Source organism: Halorubrum sp. F4, from assembly GCF_027257195.1.
Classification (GTDB): Archaea; Halobacteriota; Halobacteria; order Halobacteriales; family Haloferacaceae; genus Halorubrum.
Map to the genome: position 1 here is coordinate 62303 of NZ_JAPDFS010000006.1, position 16362 is coordinate 78664.

Below are 16362 nucleotides of genomic sequence, written 5' to 3' on the forward strand. Positions count from 1 at the left end.
GGCGCGGAGCGCCTCGCTGCCGCGAGGACGAAGCACGCTGCCGCAAGCACCACAGGAACGAGTGAAACGAGTGACGAGGAGCACAGCAAAGCGCGCGAGTCGTCGTGGCTGGGGCTTTGGAGGTGTTTCCCGTGCTCACGGTCCGAACCCCTCCCTTCGCTCATGGTTCGCTCACGGCTCGCCGTGCTCGCCGTTCGCGTTCCCGAGGCGCTCTCTTCGCTCGCGCCTCGTCATGCGCGGGACCGGATTCGAACCCCGCTCACTCCGCTTCGCTCCGTTCCCTGCTTCGAATCCTCTCGTGCATACACGTCTCTCACGTTCGTTCGAGACGGTATGCGCGGGACCGGATTCGAACCGGCGGACCCCTACGGGATAGCGTCCTAAGCGCTACGCCTTTGGCCTGGCTCGGCAACCCGCGCGCGACCGCTCGTACGCGAAAGCGACTCAAGAACCTGACGAACGACCCCGAACCCACCGGCCTCCCGCACGCACCGCTTTTGTACGTCGGTCGCCAACCCCGGTACATGTACCGGGCGAGTGACCGCGTCGACAACGCCGAGTGGATCGAACGCGTCGAGGAGGCCTGCGCCGACCTCGACCTCGACGACGAGGCGTGCTCGACCGCGATCGACCTCTTCCTCTCCGCAGTACCCGACGAGGAGCGCTCGAAGCCCGCGACCGCCGCCGCCAGCCTCTACGCCGCCGCGCTGATCCGTAGCCAGGAACGCACCCAGTCCGCCGTCGCCGACGCGATGGACGTCTCGCGGCTCTCCGTCCAGAAACGGTGGAAACCGCTCCTCGAGAACGCCGGATTCTCGCCGCCGACGTGGTGAGGTTCCCGGTCTCCCGTTTCGCGCCCCGAGTTCACCTCACCGCGGCGTCGCTACGATCCCGAGGTGATCCTCGTGGAATCGGTCGAGCCGTTCGGCCTCGAGCACCTCGTAGGTTCCCTCTAACTCCGCGAGCACGTCCGCGAACACGTCGTCCGGCTCGGCGGTGACGTCCTCGCTGCGGGCCTTCACCGCCAGCAACAGCCGCCCGTCGTCGGCGAGGAAGCGCGCGTTCCGCGTCGCCACTGCTGCCTGCCCGCGGGTCGCGACGTCCTGAACGATCGCGTCGACGTCGTTCTCGACGACGTGCGCGTACGTCTCCGGCTTCCGGGCGTCCTTCAACAGCGGGAAGAGCCGGTCGCGGGACTCGGCCACGTCGAGCAGGTCCCGCGTCGGTCTGGGGGCGAACTCTACGGCATAGGTCGGTCCGGCGAAGTCGGCGACGTGGCCGACTGTCGTGCCCGCGGCCGCGCCGAGATACAACACCGTCTCGCCGCCCGAGAGGCCGGTGTCGAACTCGAGTTCGAGCATCCCGCCGAGCTTCGACCGCTCGGGGTCCCACGCGCGCCACTCGCCGGCGGTCGGCTCGCCGTAGACGGGCGACCCGCGCGTCGCCAGCCGCGTCTCGACGCCGAACTCGCGTCGCTCGACCCCGTCGGGAAGGGCGGGATCAGGCATCGTCGCCCTCCGACCCATCGTCCGCATCTCCGTCCGCGTCCGCCCGCGCCCGGATCGTCGCCATTCGCTCGCGGAGGTCCTCGTGGAGCACCTCGCGGTACTCCCCCGAGTAGTGGTCGGCGCGTGCCGCGAGCGCCAGCTTTCCGGCGAGCGCCCGCGCGGCCGACCCGCGGTCTTCGGGGCGGGTTCCCCTGACGAACTCGTGGGTGTAGATGATCCCGTGTTTCGGCGAGGGCGCTCGCCCGGAGAGATGCGCGAACAGCGCGTCCTCCGCGCCGAGCACCTGGACCGTTCCCGAGGGCTTCTTCGCCAGCGGCTCCAGCCCGCCCGCGAGCGCGATCAGCCGCGCCGCGAGTTCCGGGCCGGCCATGTCCGCGAGGTTCGGCGCGACCGCGGGCGCGATCCGGTCGATCGTCGCCGCCAACGCGTCCCGCTCGTCGGCGAGGGCGGCCGCTCGAGCCGAAAGCGAGACGACCCGTCCGTCGAGGTCGCCGCTCGGCTCCCGCTCGGCGAGATCTCGAGCCCCCGCGATCCCCGGATCCACGTCGTCGAAGCGGCTTCCCGCCCACTCGGTCGCCCGCTCGGCGAGCTCGTTCGCGACGCGCTCGCAGTCGTCCATGGCGCGAACGGCGTGGATCAGCTGCTGGTCGTCCGCGCGCTCGCGCTCCGCGACGGCCTCGCGGGTGGCGTGGAGGCTCGCCTCGTGAAGCCGGTCGTAGTAGTCGTCAGCGTCGTCCGCGAAGCCGGTCTCGACGGCGAGACGCGGCCAGTTCGCGGGCGACTCGGCGCTCCCGCGTTCGATCGCGTCGCGGGCGGCGTCGGGGTCGTCGGGCGGAACGGACGCGAACCAGCCCGCGTCGCTCTCGTCGGTCGTCATACTCGGAGCACTGCGGGCGAACTCGTATAGGTATCCCGGTGTGTCGGTGAATAGGTATCCCTGCCTGTCGGTGCCTACCCGGCGGATCCCATCGGAACGGGTCCGGCTCCCGTGACGTGTGCGCCGCCCCTCCATCCGGATCTCGTCGCTTCCGCCCGCGACCTCGTCACTCACTCCGAGCCACTGACGCGTCGTCTGACCGAGAACGCGTACCTGGAGTCGGCCACCCACTCGTCGACGCTCGTCTGGACGATATTACCCGACGAATACACGCGCTCGTCGTCGAACGCGATCACGTGTCGCGGCCAGGGGTACGGAGGGTCCCAACAGAACGCGATGCCGACCCCCTCGCGCTCGTGTGCGACCGCCCAGGAGAGGGCGACGAGCGCGTAGTCCTCACAGTCGCCGCGCCCCGCCTCGACGCACTCGTGCGGGCGGCGGGCGAAATCCCGGAATCCGTTCCAGGGGTCCTGCGTCCAGTCGTACTCCGATCGTGACCACTCCTCGAGATCGAACTCCTCCCACCGCTCGCCGCGGTCGACGTAGCGATCGGGTGCGATGAACGTGAACGGCGTCCAGCGACGGATATCCATCGTGTGTCCTCTCTATTTCGACGGTGACGATTCGACGACGACCCGAAGCGGAGCGGGACGACTCAGTCGTCGGACGGCGACGGCAAGTCGGCACCGTCGGTCGTCTCCTCAACAACGTCCGATCCGGGCCATCCGCCGTCGAGGAGGCTGCCCCCGGACCGGATCTCACCGACCGTTGCTCCGGCGAGCCCGCCGAGCGCGCCGCCGGTACTCGCCGCGTTCCGGTTCATCAGTCCGCCGATCGCCGCACCGATCGCCGCGCCGACGGCGGCGTACTTCGCCCGGGAGACCGCAGTTCTGATTCGTCCCATGTCCTGAATTACTCGGTTCGTTTACAAAAAGGTGTTCGTCGGATCGCCACGGTCGTGGCGATCCGTTCGATGCCGCCGACGCTACTCCCGCGCGATCGGCGTCGTCATACAGTGGAGGCCGCCGGCTCCGTTCGTGAGCGCCGCCCGGGGGATCCCGACGCCGTCGGGGAGGACCTCCACCCCTCGGTCGCGGAGCGCCTCGATCGTGGGGTTGTCCTCCGGCCGGTACGAACCGTTCTCGTCGGGCTCGTAAAGCGGGATCACGGTGCCGTCGTCGATCGCGAGGAAGTTGGTCGGCCACCGCTCGCCGTCGGCGACGTCGATAACGTCGAACCCCTTCTCGTCCCGCACGTACTCCAGCGTCGAGGTCGTGTGGCTGTGTTCATAAACGTCGCCGCGCTTGCGGTAGACGTCGACGTCGGCCGCCTCGGCCAGGTCGGCGTCGAGCACGGCCAGACCCTCGGCGGCGATGTTGAACCAGCCGAGCAGGTGCATGACCCGGGAGCCGAACCCGCGATCCCGCCGCAGCCGCCGGTCCGCCTCCAACGGGGCGCGCACCAGACCGAACTCGTCGTACGAGACCGCTCCGTCGCGCATGAGGCGCTCGCCGGCCTCGTAGCTCGTCCGGATGACGTGCTCCTCGCCGTCGATCTCGGCGGAGACGCCGAGCAGCGCGAACTCGCCGGCGGGCATGAACTCGCCGCCCTCCAGCGGCTCGCCCGTCATCTCGTAGCACGGTTCCGCCCCGATCGCCTCCCACGCCCGTTTCACGATCGGCTCCTCGCGTCGCCGGATCGGCTTCGACATGTGACAGAGGATCGGCCCCTGGTCCCCGACGATCGTCGTGTCCCGCTGGAAGTAGACGTTGGAGATCGGCGCGTCGAGCGTCATCGACGCCCCGTCGGTCCCGCCGTCCGCCGTCGTCTCCGGAGTGAGAGTCGGCCGTGAGAGCACGACCTGGAGCTTTTCACGGGGCGAGAACGACGCGAGCACGTCGTCGACTCGATCGACGCCACCGTCCTCGAGGGCGGTTCGCGTCAGGTCGTCGAGCGCGTCCCCGGCCGCGAGGTCGTCGGCCAGACGGTGGACCTCGACGTGGGTCGACGCCAGCGTCTCGACGAGCTGTTCGTGCTCGCGTCGCGCCTGTTCGGGAGGGACGTGGTCCTCGAACAGGTTCGCCTCGGGCGCGAGGCTTCCGGACCACAGCTCGAGCCCGGGCGTGTGCACCCTGACCGCCGAGAGCCGTTCCCACTCCGCGCGCACCGAATACTCGGACATGGTGTCGAGTCGTCGCCGGGCTCGAAAAAGCTCCCGGAGCCGGTCATCGGAGCCGCGTCGCCGTCGTGAGTCACCCTCGACGCGACGGAGCCCGCGTCGTCGTCACTGGAGCCGCTTCGTCGTCTCGACGAGCGGGTGGCGCGCGTAATCCACCACGTCGATGTCGCGTATCGACTCCAACCCCTCCTTCTTCGCGGTCTTGGCCATCCCGAGCTCCACCGTGGCCTTCGTGACGATGACGTACGCGTCCATCGACTCGATCCCCATCTCGTGGGCGGCCATCACGCGGTGATGTCCGTCGGCGAGGTGGAGGGCGCCGCCGTTGTCGATGACGACGAGCGGCTCGGCGAGCCCGCGCTCGAGCTCGTACTGTCTGCCCTCCAGTTCGTCGGCGTACACCCGCGCCTGCGTGGGCGTGAGGTCCTCGAGGCGGACTTCGCGACGCTCCTCCTCGAGTTCGACGCCGTGGATCTGCTCGAGCGTTCGCATCAGTTTACCGACCTTCCCGGGAGTCGCCCGCTCGATCTGTGAGCGAACGACGTCCGCGTTCGAGATGATCCCGACGAGGTTGTCGGCGTCGTCGACGACCGGGAGCTTCTGGATCCCCGACCGCAAGATCACGCGGGCGGCGTCAGTGACCTTCATGTCGGGATGGGCGACGATCAGGTCCTCGGACATCACCGTGAAAACCGGGGCGTCGTCGTCGGCCAGGAGCAGGTCGCCCGCCGAGACGAACCCCTCGACGGTTCGCCCCTGCGTGACGGGAAACCCCTTGTGACCGGCCGTCTCCACCATCCGCTTCGCGACGGACGCCACGGTGTCGTCGGGGCTGACCGTCTCGACGTCCCGAGTCATGTACTCGCCGACCGTCGGCTTTCCGGTCATGAAGGGTCGTACGTCCTCGACCGTACAAAAAGGGGTGGGACGGACCGAGACGGGTGACGGACCGCCGACCGCGACGCGGGACCCGCCGGCTGCGAACCGGTTACTGCGGGCTCGGACTGGAGGGCCCGGAGACGCCCTGGTCTTTGAGCGCCGAGCCGGTGATCGACTTGAGCCGGGAGACGAGCGAGTCCTTCTCGGCTTCGCCCTCCAGCGCGATGTCGAGCACCTCGCTGATGTGGCTCACCGGGATGACTTCGATCATGTCCTCGTACTCCTCCTCGATCATCACGTCCTGCTCGTTCGCCTGCGGGATGATCACCCGGGTACAGCCGGCCTTCGCGGCCGCCTCGATCTTGTGGGTGACGCCGCCGACCGGAAGCACGTCGCCGCGAACCGAAAGCGATCCGGTCATCGCGAGGCTCTGGTCGACGCCGACGTTCTCCAGCGCGCTGATCACCGCGGTCGCGACGGTGATCGACGCGCTGTCCCCGTCGACGCCCTGCTGGCCCGCCTGGACGAACTGGATGTGGATGTCCATCTCCGAGATGTTCTCGTCGGAGAACTTCTTGATGATCGCCGAGACGTTCGAGACCGACTCCTGGGCCATCTCCTTCAGCTGTCCGGTGGCGATGACCTCGCCCGGCCCCTGCGAGGGCGCGACCTCGGCCATCACCGGGAGCATGATCCCGGAGTCCTCGCCCATCACGGCGAGCCCGTTGACGCGGCCGACGACGTAGCCGTCGGAGACCTGGAGCTCGTAGTCCTTCCGGCGCTCGATGAAGTCGTCCGCGAGCTGCTGCTCGATGGATCGGGAACGACCCTTCGCCTGCAACACGTGCTCGCGAGTGGTGAAGTCGGCGTCCTCGCCGCGGGCGATGTCGCCGGCGACGCGGACGAGCCCGCCGAGGTTCCGGAAGTGGAGCGTCAGGTGGCCCTTCCGACCGGAGCGCCGCTTGGCCTCGAGGATGACCTCCTCTATCGCCTCGGCGGTGAACTCCGGCAGGCGGCCGTCCTTCGCGACCTCCTGAGCGATGAAGCGCACGTACTGGCGGCGCATCTCCGGGGTGTCCTCGATGGTGTCCTCCATGTACACCTCGTAGCCGTACCCCTTGATCCGGGAGCGGAGCGCCGGGTGCATGTTCTCCATCGCGTCGAGGTTCCCGGCCGCGATCATGACGAAGTCGGTCGGGACGGGCTCCGTCTGGACCATCGCGCCCGAGGAGCGCTCGGACTGGCCCGTGATGGAGAACTCGCCCTCCTGGATCGCCGTCATGAGGTGCTGTTGGCTCCGGATGTCGAGCGTGTTGATCTCGTCGATGAACAGCACGCCCTTGTTCGCCTTGTGGATCGCGCCGGCCTCGACGCGGTCGTGGCTCGGCGTCTCCATCCCGCCGGACTGGAACGGGTCGTGCCGGACGTCGCCGAGCAGCGCGCCGGCGTGTGCGCCCGTCGAGTCGCGGAACGGCGCGGACTTCGTGTCCGCGTTGTTCACGAGCAGGTTCGGGATCATCGCGTCGGAGCCGCGGTTCAGGTAGCGGAAGACGAGATAGACGACCCCCGCGGCGATGATGCCGACCAGGATCTGGCCGACGATGATGAGGGCGTATCCCAACACGACGGCGATGATGATCCACATGAGGAGCGACCGCATCTGGTTGCGCTTGCGGGCCTCCTCCTTGTGGGCGTCGACGATCTGTTCGCCCTTGCCGGCCGGGACGGTCCGGACCTTCGGCTTGTTTCCGTCGTCGGGGTTGTGATACACCAGGACGTCCTGAAGCTCCTCTTTGGGGAGCAGTTCGGACATCGCCTTCGCGAGCATCGACTTCCCGGTCCCCGGCGAGCCGATCATCATCACGTGACGGCGCTGTTTGGCCGCCTTGATGATCACGTCGCGGGCGTGCTCCTGGCCGATCACCTGGTCGACGAGCCGGTCGGGGATGGATATCTCCGAGGTGGTGTCGATCTTGAGTCCCCCGAGCAGGTCGTCCTCGTCGGGGTCCTCCTCGATCGCCGCACCCTCGACTTCGACGGTGCTCCCGAGGTCGTCGATCCCGCCGTCGTCGGAGTCGATCCCCTCGTCGGCGGGAACGATCGCCTCGTCGTCCTCGAGGTCACCGTTTTCGAGGTCACCTGTTCCGAGGTCGCCACTTTCGAGGTCGTCGCCGTCGACGTCGAGATCGTCTTCGGGTTCGCTTCCGTCGCCCGGGTCGTCCCCCTTGACCGGCGCGACCTCGGGCTCGCGGAACCCGTCGTCGATCGGTTCCGTGTGGTCCGCCTCGTCTCCGGAGCGGTCCCGACGCTCCTCGTCGGGGGCGTCCTCGCCGTCTCCGGACGGACTCCGGACGTCCTCGTCCGCCCCGTCGGGCGCGGAGTCGTCGGGGGGCGCGGCGTCCTCCTCCGGCGGGTCGTTCGTGTCCTTCTCGTTGCTCATAGAATCGGTATCCGTTATCGGGACGGAAGGGTCGGCTACTGATATACTTTCTCCCCGCGACGGTCGCGCCCCAACGCGTTAGACCGCCGATATCGGCATATAACGCCCGTATACGTCCGCGTTCCGGTCCCACGAGGTTTATAAATCCCGCCGTCGCATCGTGTATCCATGCGGGGCTTTTACATCGGGCGGTACCAGCCGTTTCACGACGGCCACCGACACATGGTCGAGGAGATAGCCGAGGAGGTCGACGAGCTGGTGTTGGGGATCGGTTCCGCCGGCGACTCGCACACGACCCGCAACCCGTTCACCGCGGGAGAGCGCGTGATGATGGTCACGAAGGCCGTCGAGGACCTCGACGTCACCACCTACGTCGTCCCCATCGAGGACCTCGACCGAAACTCGGTGTGGGTGAGCCACGTCCGGAGCATGACCCCGCGATTCGACGTGGCGTACTCGAACAACCCGCTCGTCGTTCGGCTCTTCGAGGAGGCCGGCGTCGAGGTCAAAGGGTCACCGATGTTCCGACGGGAGGTCCTCGAGGGCGCGGAGCTCCGCGAGCGGATGGTTCGCGGCCGCGACTGGGTCGAACTCGTCCCCGAGGCCGTCGTCGAGGTGATAGAGGAAGTGGACGGCGTCGAGCGGATCCGACGCATCGCCGAGACCGACGCGACGGGTGGCGAGTGACTCGGACCGCCCCGGGGAGGTTCCCCCTCACCCTCGCGTCCGACTTCGGCTCGCCGTATCCGGCGGCGATGAAGGGCGTCGTCCGTCGACGGAGCGACGCCGAGATACTCGACGTGGATCACGACCTCCCGCGGGGCGACCCCCTGGCGGCCGCCTTCTGGCTACGGTTCGTCCTCCCGGAGTTCCCGCCGGCGGTCCACTGCGCCGTCGTCGATCCGGGCGTCGGGACCGACCGTGCCGCGCTCGCCGTCCGCGCCGGGACGCACGTGATCGTCGCGCCCGACAACGGGCTCGCGCTGCCGCCGGCGCGGGCGTTAGCCGCCGTCGGAAGGGACGGGAACGGCGGGGAAGGGGACGACGGAGACGTCGACGTGTACCGGATCGACGGCTTCGACCCGGCGAGTTCGACGTTCCACGGTCGCGACGTCTTCGCGCCCGCGGCCGCGGACCTCCGAGAGGCAGTCGTCGACGAACTCGCCGGATCGGACGCGTCGACCATCACCGCCCGGACGGTCCGTCGAGTCCTCGACGACGCCGACTGGTTGAACCGAACGGACGAGTACGTCGACGTCGAGATCCCCGAACCGACGGTCCGGAAGGGCGAGGAGGGCGACGGAGCCGCCACGGACACCGACCTCGGCGTGGAGCCCGTCGCCATCGAGGGGGAGGTGGTCGTCGTCGACGACTTCGGGAACGCGATCACCAACGTCCCCGGAGAGTACGTACGCGGTCGCGACCGGGCGAGCGTGAACGGCGATCCGGTACCGATCGGCGAGACGTTCGCGGACGTACCCGTCGGCGACCGGCTCGTCACGGTGGGGAGCCACGGCTACGTCGAGTGCGACGTGAACGACGGATGCGGGTCGGAGGCGTTCGGGCTCTCGCCCGGTGACGCGGTCGCGTTCGAGTTCGAGTGAGGTCCGGAGAGTCGGAGAAACGGGGGGACGGGACCTACAGCTCGACGCCCGAGGGGATCAGGCTCTCGCTCCGGAGGAGGTTCCCCTCGTGGTCGTACACGAGGAACGTCTCCTTGTCGTAGCTCACGAGCCGCTCGCCGTCGAGATCGATGTCGACGCGGTAGCGCGCGTCGTCGCCGTCGGCGGCGTCGGCGGCGTCGGCGGACTCTCGGGCGGCGCGAATGAACGGGAGGACGTCGTCGGCGGTCTCGTTGAGTTCGAGGACGAAGTCGCCCGTGAACCGGTTCGTCACGCCCACGACGCCCTCGGCGGTGCCGACCTCGAGCGGCTCTCGAAGCCGGAAGGCCACGTCGATCTCGCTCGCGGAGAGCAGGTCGCCGTCCGCGTTCGAGAGCCGGTCGCGTAGCAGTCCCTCCGGTCCGTGGAAGTCGATGCGGACCCGCGGGGTCGTCGGCTCGCCGGCGCCGTCCCCGACGCCCTCGACGGTCAACTCGAAGTAGTCACGCCGCATTTCCTGTTCGACACTTAGCGGTCATGCCGTATCAACGTAACGGGCGCTCCCGCGCGCGGAGCACGGGTACGTTTTAAACCGCGGCACCGTGTACACGGGGACGAGAGATGGCGGGGGACGCACGAGCTGAGGAACTCGGGGACGCCGTCGAGGCGTTCCGGCATCGACTCCGGCGCACGTGGGAGATGATCCAGGGGTCGGAGCTCGCGGTCCGTCCCTTCAGGCCGGGCGAGGACGGCCCGCTCGCCTCGTTCACCGTGCCGCCGGACGAGCGCGAGGTCGACCGCTACTGGGTGAACGCGCCGTACGCGTACGTCGTGATCACCTACGACGAGACGGAGAGCGAACACCGCTACTACGCGGTCGAACCCGACCTCGACGGCTTCGAGCGAGACCTGCTCGACCGCGTCGCCGACGACATCCGGGATCCCCTCCTCTACCGCGAGGGAACCGGTCGAACCGACGAGGAGACGCTCCGGACGGAGCTCGAGTCGCTGCTCGAGGGATACGGCGTCGACGCCGGAATGGACACGTTCCACTCGCTCGCGTACTACCTCTACCGCGACTTCCGCGGGTTCGGGAAGGTCGACCCCCTCCTGAACGACGACCACATCGAGGACGTCTCCTGTGACGGGTACGACCTCCCGATCTTCGTCTATCACGACGAGTACACCGACATCGAGACGAACGTCTCGTTCCCGAAGTCGGAGCTCGACAACTACGTCATCCGGCTCGCTCAGCAGTCCGGCCGGCACGTCTCCGTCGGCGACCCGATGGTGGAGACCACGCTCCCGGACGGGTCTCGCGCCGAACTCGCGCTCGGCGAGGAGGTGACGCCGCGCGGGTCGGCGTTCACCATCCGCCAGTACGCCGACGAGCCGTTCACCCCGATCGACCTCGTCGAGTACGGAACGTTCTCGATCGAGCAGATGGCGTACTTCTGGCTCTGTATCGAGCACAACAAGAGCCTCATCTTCGCGGGCGGGACCGCCTCCGGAAAGACCACCTCGATGAACGCGGTCTCGATGTTCATCCCGCCGCGGGCGAAGGTGCTCTCGATCGAGGACACCCGCGAGCTCTCCCTGTACCACGACAACTGGCTCTCCTCGGTCACTCGCGAGCGACGCTACGAGGGGAGCGACATCGACATGTACGACCTGCTTCGGTCGGCGCTCCGACACCGTCCGGAGTACATCATCGTCGGCGAGGTCCGCGGCGAGGAGGCGATCACGCTGTTCCAGGCGATGAACACGGGACACACCACGTTCTCGACGATGCACGCCGACTCGATCGAGACCGTGATCAACCGGCTCGAGAACGAGCCGATCAACGTCCCGCGCGCGATGGTCCAGTCGCTCGACATGCTCTCGGTCCAGACGCTGACACGCTCGGAGGACCAGCGGGTTCGGCGGGCGAAGACGATCGGCGAGATCGGCGGGATCGACGGGCGAACCGGCGAGCTCGACTACTCCTCCGCGTTCGAGTGGCGCGCGGAGACCGACGAGTTCCGCCGCAACGACTCGATACTTCTCGAGGAGATACAGACGGAACGGGGCTGGAACCGGTCCGAGCTGCTCCGGGAGGTCGACCGGCGCGAGCGGTTCCTCGAACTGCTCTCCCGGCTCGGCGTGAACGGATACAAGCGGTTCACGGCGCTCGTCAACGAGTACTACGCGGACGCCGATCGGGTGATGGAACGGCTCGAGGAACGGGCCGAGGTCGACGACGGGGACGACGGAACCGACGACGATCGATTCGAGAGCGACGACGATACCGCCGGGATCGGCGACGAATGATCGCGTATCTCCCGCTCGTCGTCGCCGTCGCCTGTTGTCTCGCGCTCGCGGCGTCACGGGCGTCTCCGAAGGCGGATCTGGTGGTCACCAGGCTGGCGCTGTCGCTCTTCGGCGACTACGTCGCCGGCCGGGATCGAAGACGGCGCGAGCGCGACCTGATGCGCGCCGCCCACGTCGGCGGAACCCATCGGGAGTACGCCTCGCGAACCCTGCTGTACGCCGGCGTCCTCGGGGTCGCCGGCAGCGTGATCGGCGTGTACCTCGCCGCCGCGGGGCTGGCCGCGCTCGAGGTCGGCGGGGACGGCCTGAGCGAACTACTCCCGGCCCAGCTGTCCTTCCTGGCCGGAGTGACGCGGCTGACGGAGGTCGGACTCCTCGAGCTGTTCGTCCTCCTCGTGGTGGCCTCGGCGACCGTGGGCGCGGCGCTTGCGGCCGGCGCGTACTACGCCCGCTGGATGTTGTTGAGCCAGCGCGCGACCGCCCGCGCCGCGAGGATCGACGCCACCCTCCCGCGGACCGTGGCGTTCGTGTACGCGCTCTCGCGGTCGGGGATGGCGTTCCCCCGGGTGATGGACACGCTCGCCGAGAACGAGGCGGTGTACGGCGAGGCCGCCACGGAGCTGTCGGTCGCGGTCCGTGAGATGAACGCGTTCGGAACCGACGTGTTGACGGCGCTCCGACACACCGCGCGGCGGACGCCGAGCGACGACCTCTCCGAGTTCGCCGAGAACCTCGCGTCGGTCCTCGGGACCGGTCGGTCGCTGTCGGCGTTCCTCAACGACCAGTACGAGCGCTACCAGGAGGAGGCGGAGACCAAACAGGAGCAGTACCTCGAGCTGCTCTCGACGTTCGCGGAGGCGTACGTCACGACGCTCGTCGCCGGTCCGCTCTTCTTCATCACCATCCTCGTCGTGATCGGGCTCGTCTTGGAGGACACGCTCCCGCTCCTGCGCGTCGTCGTCTACGTCGCGGTCCCGCTGGCGACGTTCGGGTTCGCGGTGTACGTCGACAGCATCACGCAGGGGATCGGCGGCACCGAGCGGGTCCGGACGTCCGAGACGCCACACGGCCGCGGTGCCGGTCATGACGGCGATCGCGCCGACCGCTCCCCGAGGGGCTCCGCGGCGACGGCGGCGTCCACCCGTTCGGACGGGGGGAGCGTCGCCGACCGCTGGCAGGCGAGCCGCGAGCGGCTCCGAGCGTACGACCGGTTCCGATCGGTCCGTTCGTGGGCGAGGTCGCCGGTCGAACACGTCCTGCGGTCGCCGGAGGCGGTCCTCGCCGTCGCGGTCCCGGTCGCGATCCTCGGGGTCGTCGCTACCGTCCACCCGCTGTCCTTCGGGAGCCCGACCGAGTTCGTCGCACGGATCGACGCACCGATCGTGGCCGCGTCCGCGTTCGTCCTCGCGACCTATGCGGTCGTCTACGAGGTCGGAAAACGCCGAGTGCGTCGGATCGAGGCGTCGATTCCCGACTTCCTCGACCGGCTCGCCAGCGTCAACGAGGCGGGGACCTCGGTCGTGGCGAGCATCCGCCGCGTGGCCGGGACCGACCTCGAGGCGCTGACGGTCGACCTCGAGCGCACGCGCCGGGACATGGACTGGGGCGCCGACGTGACATCGGCACTCCACCGCATGGAACGGCGGGTCGCCTCGCCGATGACGTCGCGGGCGGTCGTGCTCGTGACGAACGCGATACACGCGAGCGGCGACGTCGCGCCGGTGCTCCGGATCGCGGCCGACGAGGGGCGGGCGACGTGGACGCTCCGGCGCGAGCGTCGGCAAGTAATGTTGACGTACCTCATCGTCATCTACATCTCGTTTCTGGTGTTCCTCGGCGTGATCGCCGCGCTCTCGGTGTCGTTCATCCCCGCGGTCGAGGGGGCGTCGGTCTCGGGAGCGGCCACGGGATCCGGGACCGGCGTCGGAACGGGAGCCGGCGGCGGGATCGCGGCCGGACTCGGCGACATCGACGCGACCGCCTACGAACGCCTGTTCTTCCACTCGGCGGCGATCCAGGCGCTGTGTTCGGGGATCGTCGCCGGACAGCTCGGCGAAGGATCCGTCCGGGACGGCGCGAAACACGCCGCGATCCTCCTCGCTCTCACGCTCGTCGCCTTCGCGGCGATGGGAAGTCTGTGAACGAGGGGAGACCGAGGGCTCCCGATCGCCGCCGTCACGTCGAGGGCATCGGAGCTATATTCCTCGCCCTCGACCGACGGGTATGGACCCGCAGTCGACGTACGACCGGATCGCCGGGCACTTCTCGAAGACGCGGGAGTACGCCTGGCCGGAGGTCGAGTCGTTCCTCGAGGGACGGACCGGCGACCGTGCGCTCGACGTCGGCTGCGGAAACGGACGACACACCGAAGTTCTGGCCGAGCGCGCGCCGATCGCCGTCGGCGTCGACCTCAGTCGGGGGCTGATCCGGGAGGCGGGTCGTCGGGCGCGCGATCGAGGGTTCGACGATCGGGCAACGTTCGTCCACGGCGACGCCGCGACCCTCCCGATCGGAGCGGACACGGTCGATCTGGCGGTGTACGTCGCCACGCTGCACCACCTCTCGCCGCGATCCGAGCGAGTCCGGAGCCTGAACGAGCTCGCTCGTGTCCTCCGGCCGGACGGCGTCGCGCTCGTGAGCGCGTGGAGCACGGCTCACGACGGGTTCGATCGGGAGGAGGGGTTCGACACGACCGTCGACTGGACGCTCCCCGGCGGCGAGACGGTCCCGCGGTACTACCACATATACGACCCCGAGGAGTTCGCCGCGGACCTCGGCGAGAGCGACCTCGTCGCCGTCGACGTCGAGGTCTCGAGCGGGAACTGCTACGGGACCGTCCGAGCGCCGGATCCGGTCGCGTGAGGCGTCGTTCAGGCTCACAGAAGATGCCGTTCAGGCTCACGGAAGGCGTCGCTCGGGGCGTCCGTCGAAGCGTCCGAAAACGGGATCGGAGACCCGGACCGGTTCGGATCAGTCGGCCGGCACTTCCTTCCGCGTCGTCGTTTCCTCCGGCATCGGCGTCACGAGCCTGTAGGCCGCATACAGGCCGAGCACGGCGATTCCGGCGAGTACGAGCCCCGTCCGGAGCGTCGGATCGATCAGCGGGGTCGCGACGACCTCGCCGGCGTCGTTGGTTATCGGAACCGGGCTGTAGGGTTGCCCGGCGAGGATCTCGACCACGCCGAGCACGACGATCCCCGTGAGCATCAGTCCGGCACTCAGTGCCATCGCCGCCCTGTCGATGATGTCTGGTTCGGTCATTGGATGTCACCTCTCAACCGAGCAGGTACCGCAGCTTCGGACGTTGCTTGACGAACTCGGTGCGCTCGAGGACCGCGTCGAGTCCGTAGTACCGGCCGGCGGCCAACGCGATCACCGTCATGAACAACAGCAGGCCCATGAAGTCGCCGTTGACCACCCCGTTGCCGAAGCCGGCGTTGCCGACCCAGAACAGGACCATGAAGATCACCCCGCCGAACGCGGCGAGGCGGGTGAGCGCCCCCGCCATGAGCGCCAGTCCGATCAGCGTCTCGAACAGCGGGACGCCGGGCTCGATGAGCCACGCGAGGTTGTTCCCCATCCAGACCGGGATGGGGCCGAGCGCCGTGCCCGTCATCTCCTGCATGTACGCCGGGCCGTAGGTGTACGCGAGCCCGTCCTCGATGAGTTTCGTCACGCCGGCGTGGAAGAACCACCAGCCGGTGGCGACGCGCAGGAACGCGACCCAGTAGGCCGTCCACGGGCCGTCCAGCGCGAACTCGACGTCCGTCGTCAGGGGATTCCCCGTTTGGTATGACATGGGCGTCACCTCACGCGTGGACGTTGCGTCGGAACCGAGTTATACTCCGGCGGCTACTCCCGCCAGCTGGGAGGCGTTTCGAGGGCGTGAGAACGCGCGATCCTCGAGTTCGACGGGCGATCACTGGGGTCGAACCTCGGCCGCGATCGTCGATCGTTCGTGGTGGTTTCGGACGGGACCGGCCGAGCTGGACGCTCGTCGAGGGGCCTGGACGGTGGCGCGCCGGTGAGCGGGTGCGTCAGCACCCGCGAGCCGACCGCGAGGGACGCGGTGAGCGCTCGGAGAGCGCGAACCGCGAGGCTGGGGGGGCGTGAGGTGCGGGGCGGGGCTGTGCGGGGCGGGCGTTGGAGGAGTTCTGCCCGACGTGTCCCCGGATTCGCGCGGGGAGACGACGGATCCCACCGAACGGATCGACCGAACACTCCGGAACCGGATCCGGGTCGCCGTCATCGGCCCAAAGGGTAAACTCCTTATTCCGGCACCGTTTTTCGAGAAACGCGCACCGGTGGTCTAGTGGTAGGACCTGAGCCTTCCAAGCTCATGGCCCGGGTTCAAATCCCGGCCGGTGCATTTCTCGAACGAAGTGAGAGAAATCTCCGACGGGTTTGAACCCTATCAGTCGCGCGCAGCGAACGAAGTGAGCGAGCACGTCTGATTCCGGTTCAAATCCCGGCCGGTGCACTCACTTCGTTCGTGCTCCGCCCGTACCCCCGCGGGGGGGGGGGGGGGGGGGGGGGGGGGGGGGGGGGGGGGGGGGGGGGGGGGGGGG

16 protein-coding genes and 2 tRNA genes are annotated in these 16362 nt (G+C 68.7%); 7 read left to right on the forward strand and 11 right to left on the reverse strand.

Annotated elements, in window-relative coordinates:
* Positions 1–334 precede the first annotated feature (334 nt).
* Positions 335–419, reverse strand: a tRNA-Leu gene (locus tag OKW78_RS13530).
* A gap of 105 nt (positions 420–524) precedes the next feature.
* On the opposite strand from OKW78_RS13530, the gene OKW78_RS13535 reads away from it, so the two are divergent.
* Positions 525–833, forward strand: a complete 309-nt coding sequence (locus OKW78_RS13535) for a transcription initiation factor IIB family protein (RefSeq protein ID WP_281195688.1) — start codon at positions 525–527, stop codon at positions 831–833.
* Positions 834–869: 36 nt separating this feature from the next.
* Here OKW78_RS13535 and OKW78_RS13540 read toward each other — a convergent pair whose 3' ends face one another.
* From OKW78_RS13540 to lonB, 7 genes are all read right to left on the reverse strand, one after another.
* Entirely contained in the window at positions 870–1508 is a 639-nt protein-coding gene (locus OKW78_RS13540) for a fibrillarin-like rRNA/tRNA 2'-O-methyltransferase (protein ID WP_281195689.1), read from the reverse strand.
* Positions 1501–2385: an NOP5/NOP56 family protein gene (locus OKW78_RS13545; protein WP_281195690.1), complete on the reverse strand. Its 885-nt coding sequence runs from the start codon at positions 2383–2385 to the stop codon at positions 1501–1503. The genes OKW78_RS13540 and OKW78_RS13545 overlap by 8 nt, the downstream gene beginning before the upstream one ends.
* 170 nt (positions 2386–2555) lie before the next feature.
* A complete protein-coding gene (locus OKW78_RS13550; RefSeq protein ID WP_281195691.1) occupies positions 2556–2978 on the reverse strand; it encodes a hypothetical protein in 423 nt (140 codons plus the stop codon).
* A 62-nt stretch (positions 2979–3040) separates the two neighbouring features.
* Positions 3041–3289 (reverse strand): hypothetical protein, encoded by a 249-nt coding sequence (locus OKW78_RS13555; protein ID WP_281195692.1) that lies wholly within the window; start codon positions 3287–3289, stop codon positions 3041–3043.
* 81 nt (positions 3290–3370) lie between these two features.
* On the reverse strand, positions 3371–4567 hold the full coding sequence (locus OKW78_RS13560; RefSeq protein WP_281195693.1) for an arginine deiminase family protein: 1197 nt from the start codon (positions 4565–4567) through the stop codon (positions 3371–3373).
* 102 nt (positions 4568–4669) lie between these two features.
* A complete protein-coding gene (locus OKW78_RS13565) occupies positions 4670–5452 on the reverse strand; it encodes a CBS domain-containing protein (protein WP_281195694.1) in 783 nt (260 codons plus the stop codon).
* 100 nt (positions 5453–5552) lie between these two features.
* Positions 5553–7883: an ATP-dependent protease LonB gene (gene lonB / locus OKW78_RS13570; protein ID WP_281195695.1), complete on the reverse strand. Its 2331-nt coding sequence runs from the start codon at positions 7881–7883 to the stop codon at positions 5553–5555.
* A 168-nt stretch (positions 7884–8051) separates the two neighbouring features.
* On the opposite strand from lonB, the gene OKW78_RS13575 reads away from it, so the two are divergent.
* Both OKW78_RS13575 and OKW78_RS13580 read left to right on the forward strand, forming a co-directional pair.
* Complete coding sequence (locus OKW78_RS13575; RefSeq protein WP_122105201.1) at positions 8052–8570, forward strand: nicotinamide-nucleotide adenylyltransferase; 519 nt, start codon at positions 8052–8054, stop codon at positions 8568–8570.
* Positions 8567–9487: an SAM-dependent chlorinase/fluorinase gene (locus OKW78_RS13580; protein ID WP_281195696.1), complete on the forward strand. Its 921-nt coding sequence runs from the start codon at positions 8567–8569 to the stop codon at positions 9485–9487. The genes OKW78_RS13575 and OKW78_RS13580 overlap by 4 nt, the downstream gene beginning before the upstream one ends.
* Before the next feature lie 34 nt (positions 9488–9521).
* On the opposite strand, the gene OKW78_RS13585 is transcribed toward OKW78_RS13580, so the two are convergent.
* A complete protein-coding gene (locus OKW78_RS13585; RefSeq protein WP_281195697.1) occupies positions 9522–9998 on the reverse strand; it encodes a DUF5793 family protein in 477 nt (158 codons plus the stop codon).
* Positions 9999–10105: 107 nt separating this feature from the next.
* On the opposite strand from OKW78_RS13585, the gene OKW78_RS13590 reads away from it, so the two are divergent.
* The 3 genes from OKW78_RS13590 to OKW78_RS13600 all read left to right on the forward strand — a co-directional run bounded on the left by OKW78_RS13590 (position 10106) and on the right by OKW78_RS13600 (position 14656).
* Complete coding sequence (locus tag OKW78_RS13590) at positions 10106–11794, forward strand: type II/IV secretion system ATPase subunit (RefSeq protein WP_281195698.1); 1689 nt, start codon at positions 10106–10108, stop codon at positions 11792–11794.
* Entirely contained in the window at positions 11791–13935 is a 2145-nt protein-coding gene (locus tag OKW78_RS13595; protein WP_281195699.1) for a type II secretion system F family protein, read from the forward strand. Before OKW78_RS13590 ends, OKW78_RS13595 begins: the two co-directional genes overlap by 4 nt.
* Positions 13936–14017: 82 nt before the next feature.
* Entirely contained in the window at positions 14018–14656 is a 639-nt protein-coding gene (locus OKW78_RS13600; protein WP_281195700.1) for a class I SAM-dependent methyltransferase, read from the forward strand.
* Between the two features lie 108 nt (positions 14657–14764).
* Here the strand turns inward: OKW78_RS13600 and OKW78_RS13605 are convergent, their stop codons facing one another.
* Both OKW78_RS13605 and OKW78_RS13610 read right to left on the reverse strand, forming a co-directional pair.
* Positions 14765–15055, reverse strand: coding sequence for a hypothetical protein (locus OKW78_RS13605; protein ID WP_281195701.1), 291 nt, complete (start codon positions 15053–15055; stop codon positions 14765–14767).
* A 13-nt stretch (positions 15056–15068) separates the two neighbouring features.
* Complete coding sequence (locus tag OKW78_RS13610; protein ID WP_281195702.1) at positions 15069–15593, reverse strand: DoxX family protein; 525 nt, start codon at positions 15591–15593, stop codon at positions 15069–15071.
* A gap of 499 nt (positions 15594–16092) precedes the next feature.
* Here OKW78_RS13610 and OKW78_RS13615 point away from each other — a divergent pair.
* Positions 16093–16163 (forward strand) — tRNA-Gly (locus OKW78_RS13615).
* The last annotated feature ends 199 nt before the right edge of the window (positions 16164–16362 follow it).

Coding starts and splice junctions, on each gene's coding strand:
- OKW78_RS13535 (WP_281195688.1), top strand. CDS start 525: ATGTACCGGGCGAGTGACCGCGTCGACAACGCCGAGTGGATCGAACGC.
- OKW78_RS13540 (WP_281195689.1), bottom strand. CDS start 1,508: ATGCCTGATCCCGCCCTTCCCGACGGGGTCGAGCGACGCGAGTTCGGC.
- OKW78_RS13545 (WP_281195690.1), bottom strand. CDS start 2,385: ATGACGACCGACGAGAGCGACGCGGGCTGGTTCGCGTCCGTTCCGCCC.
- OKW78_RS13550 (WP_281195691.1), bottom strand. CDS start 2,978: ATGGATATCCGTCGCTGGACGCCGTTCACGTTCATCGCACCCGATCGC.
- OKW78_RS13555 (WP_281195692.1), bottom strand. CDS start 3,289: ATGGGACGAATCAGAACTGCGGTCTCCCGGGCGAAGTACGCCGCCGTC.
- OKW78_RS13560 (WP_281195693.1), bottom strand. CDS start 4,567: ATGTCCGAGTATTCGGTGCGCGCGGAGTGGGAACGGCTCTCGGCGGTC.
- OKW78_RS13565 (WP_281195694.1), bottom strand. CDS start 5,452: ATGACCGGAAAGCCGACGGTCGGCGAGTACATGACTCGGGACGTCGAG.
- lonB (WP_281195695.1), bottom strand. CDS start 7,883: ATGAGCAACGAGAAGGACACGAACGACCCGCCGGAGGAGGACGCCGCG.
- OKW78_RS13575 (WP_122105201.1), top strand. CDS start 8,052: ATGCGGGGCTTTTACATCGGGCGGTACCAGCCGTTTCACGACGGCCAC.
- OKW78_RS13585 (WP_281195697.1), bottom strand. CDS start 9,998: ATGCGGCGTGACTACTTCGAGTTGACCGTCGAGGGCGTCGGGGACGGC.
- OKW78_RS13590 (WP_281195698.1), top strand. CDS start 10,106: ATGGCGGGGGACGCACGAGCTGAGGAACTCGGGGACGCCGTCGAGGCG.
- OKW78_RS13595 (WP_281195699.1), top strand. CDS start 11,791: ATGATCGCGTATCTCCCGCTCGTCGTCGCCGTCGCCTGTTGTCTCGCG.
- OKW78_RS13600 (WP_281195700.1), top strand. CDS start 14,018: ATGGACCCGCAGTCGACGTACGACCGGATCGCCGGGCACTTCTCGAAG.
- OKW78_RS13605 (WP_281195701.1), bottom strand. CDS start 15,055: ATGACCGAACCAGACATCATCGACAGGGCGGCGATGGCACTGAGTGCC.
- OKW78_RS13610 (WP_281195702.1), bottom strand. CDS start 15,593: ATGTCATACCAAACGGGGAATCCCCTGACGACGGACGTCGAGTTCGCG.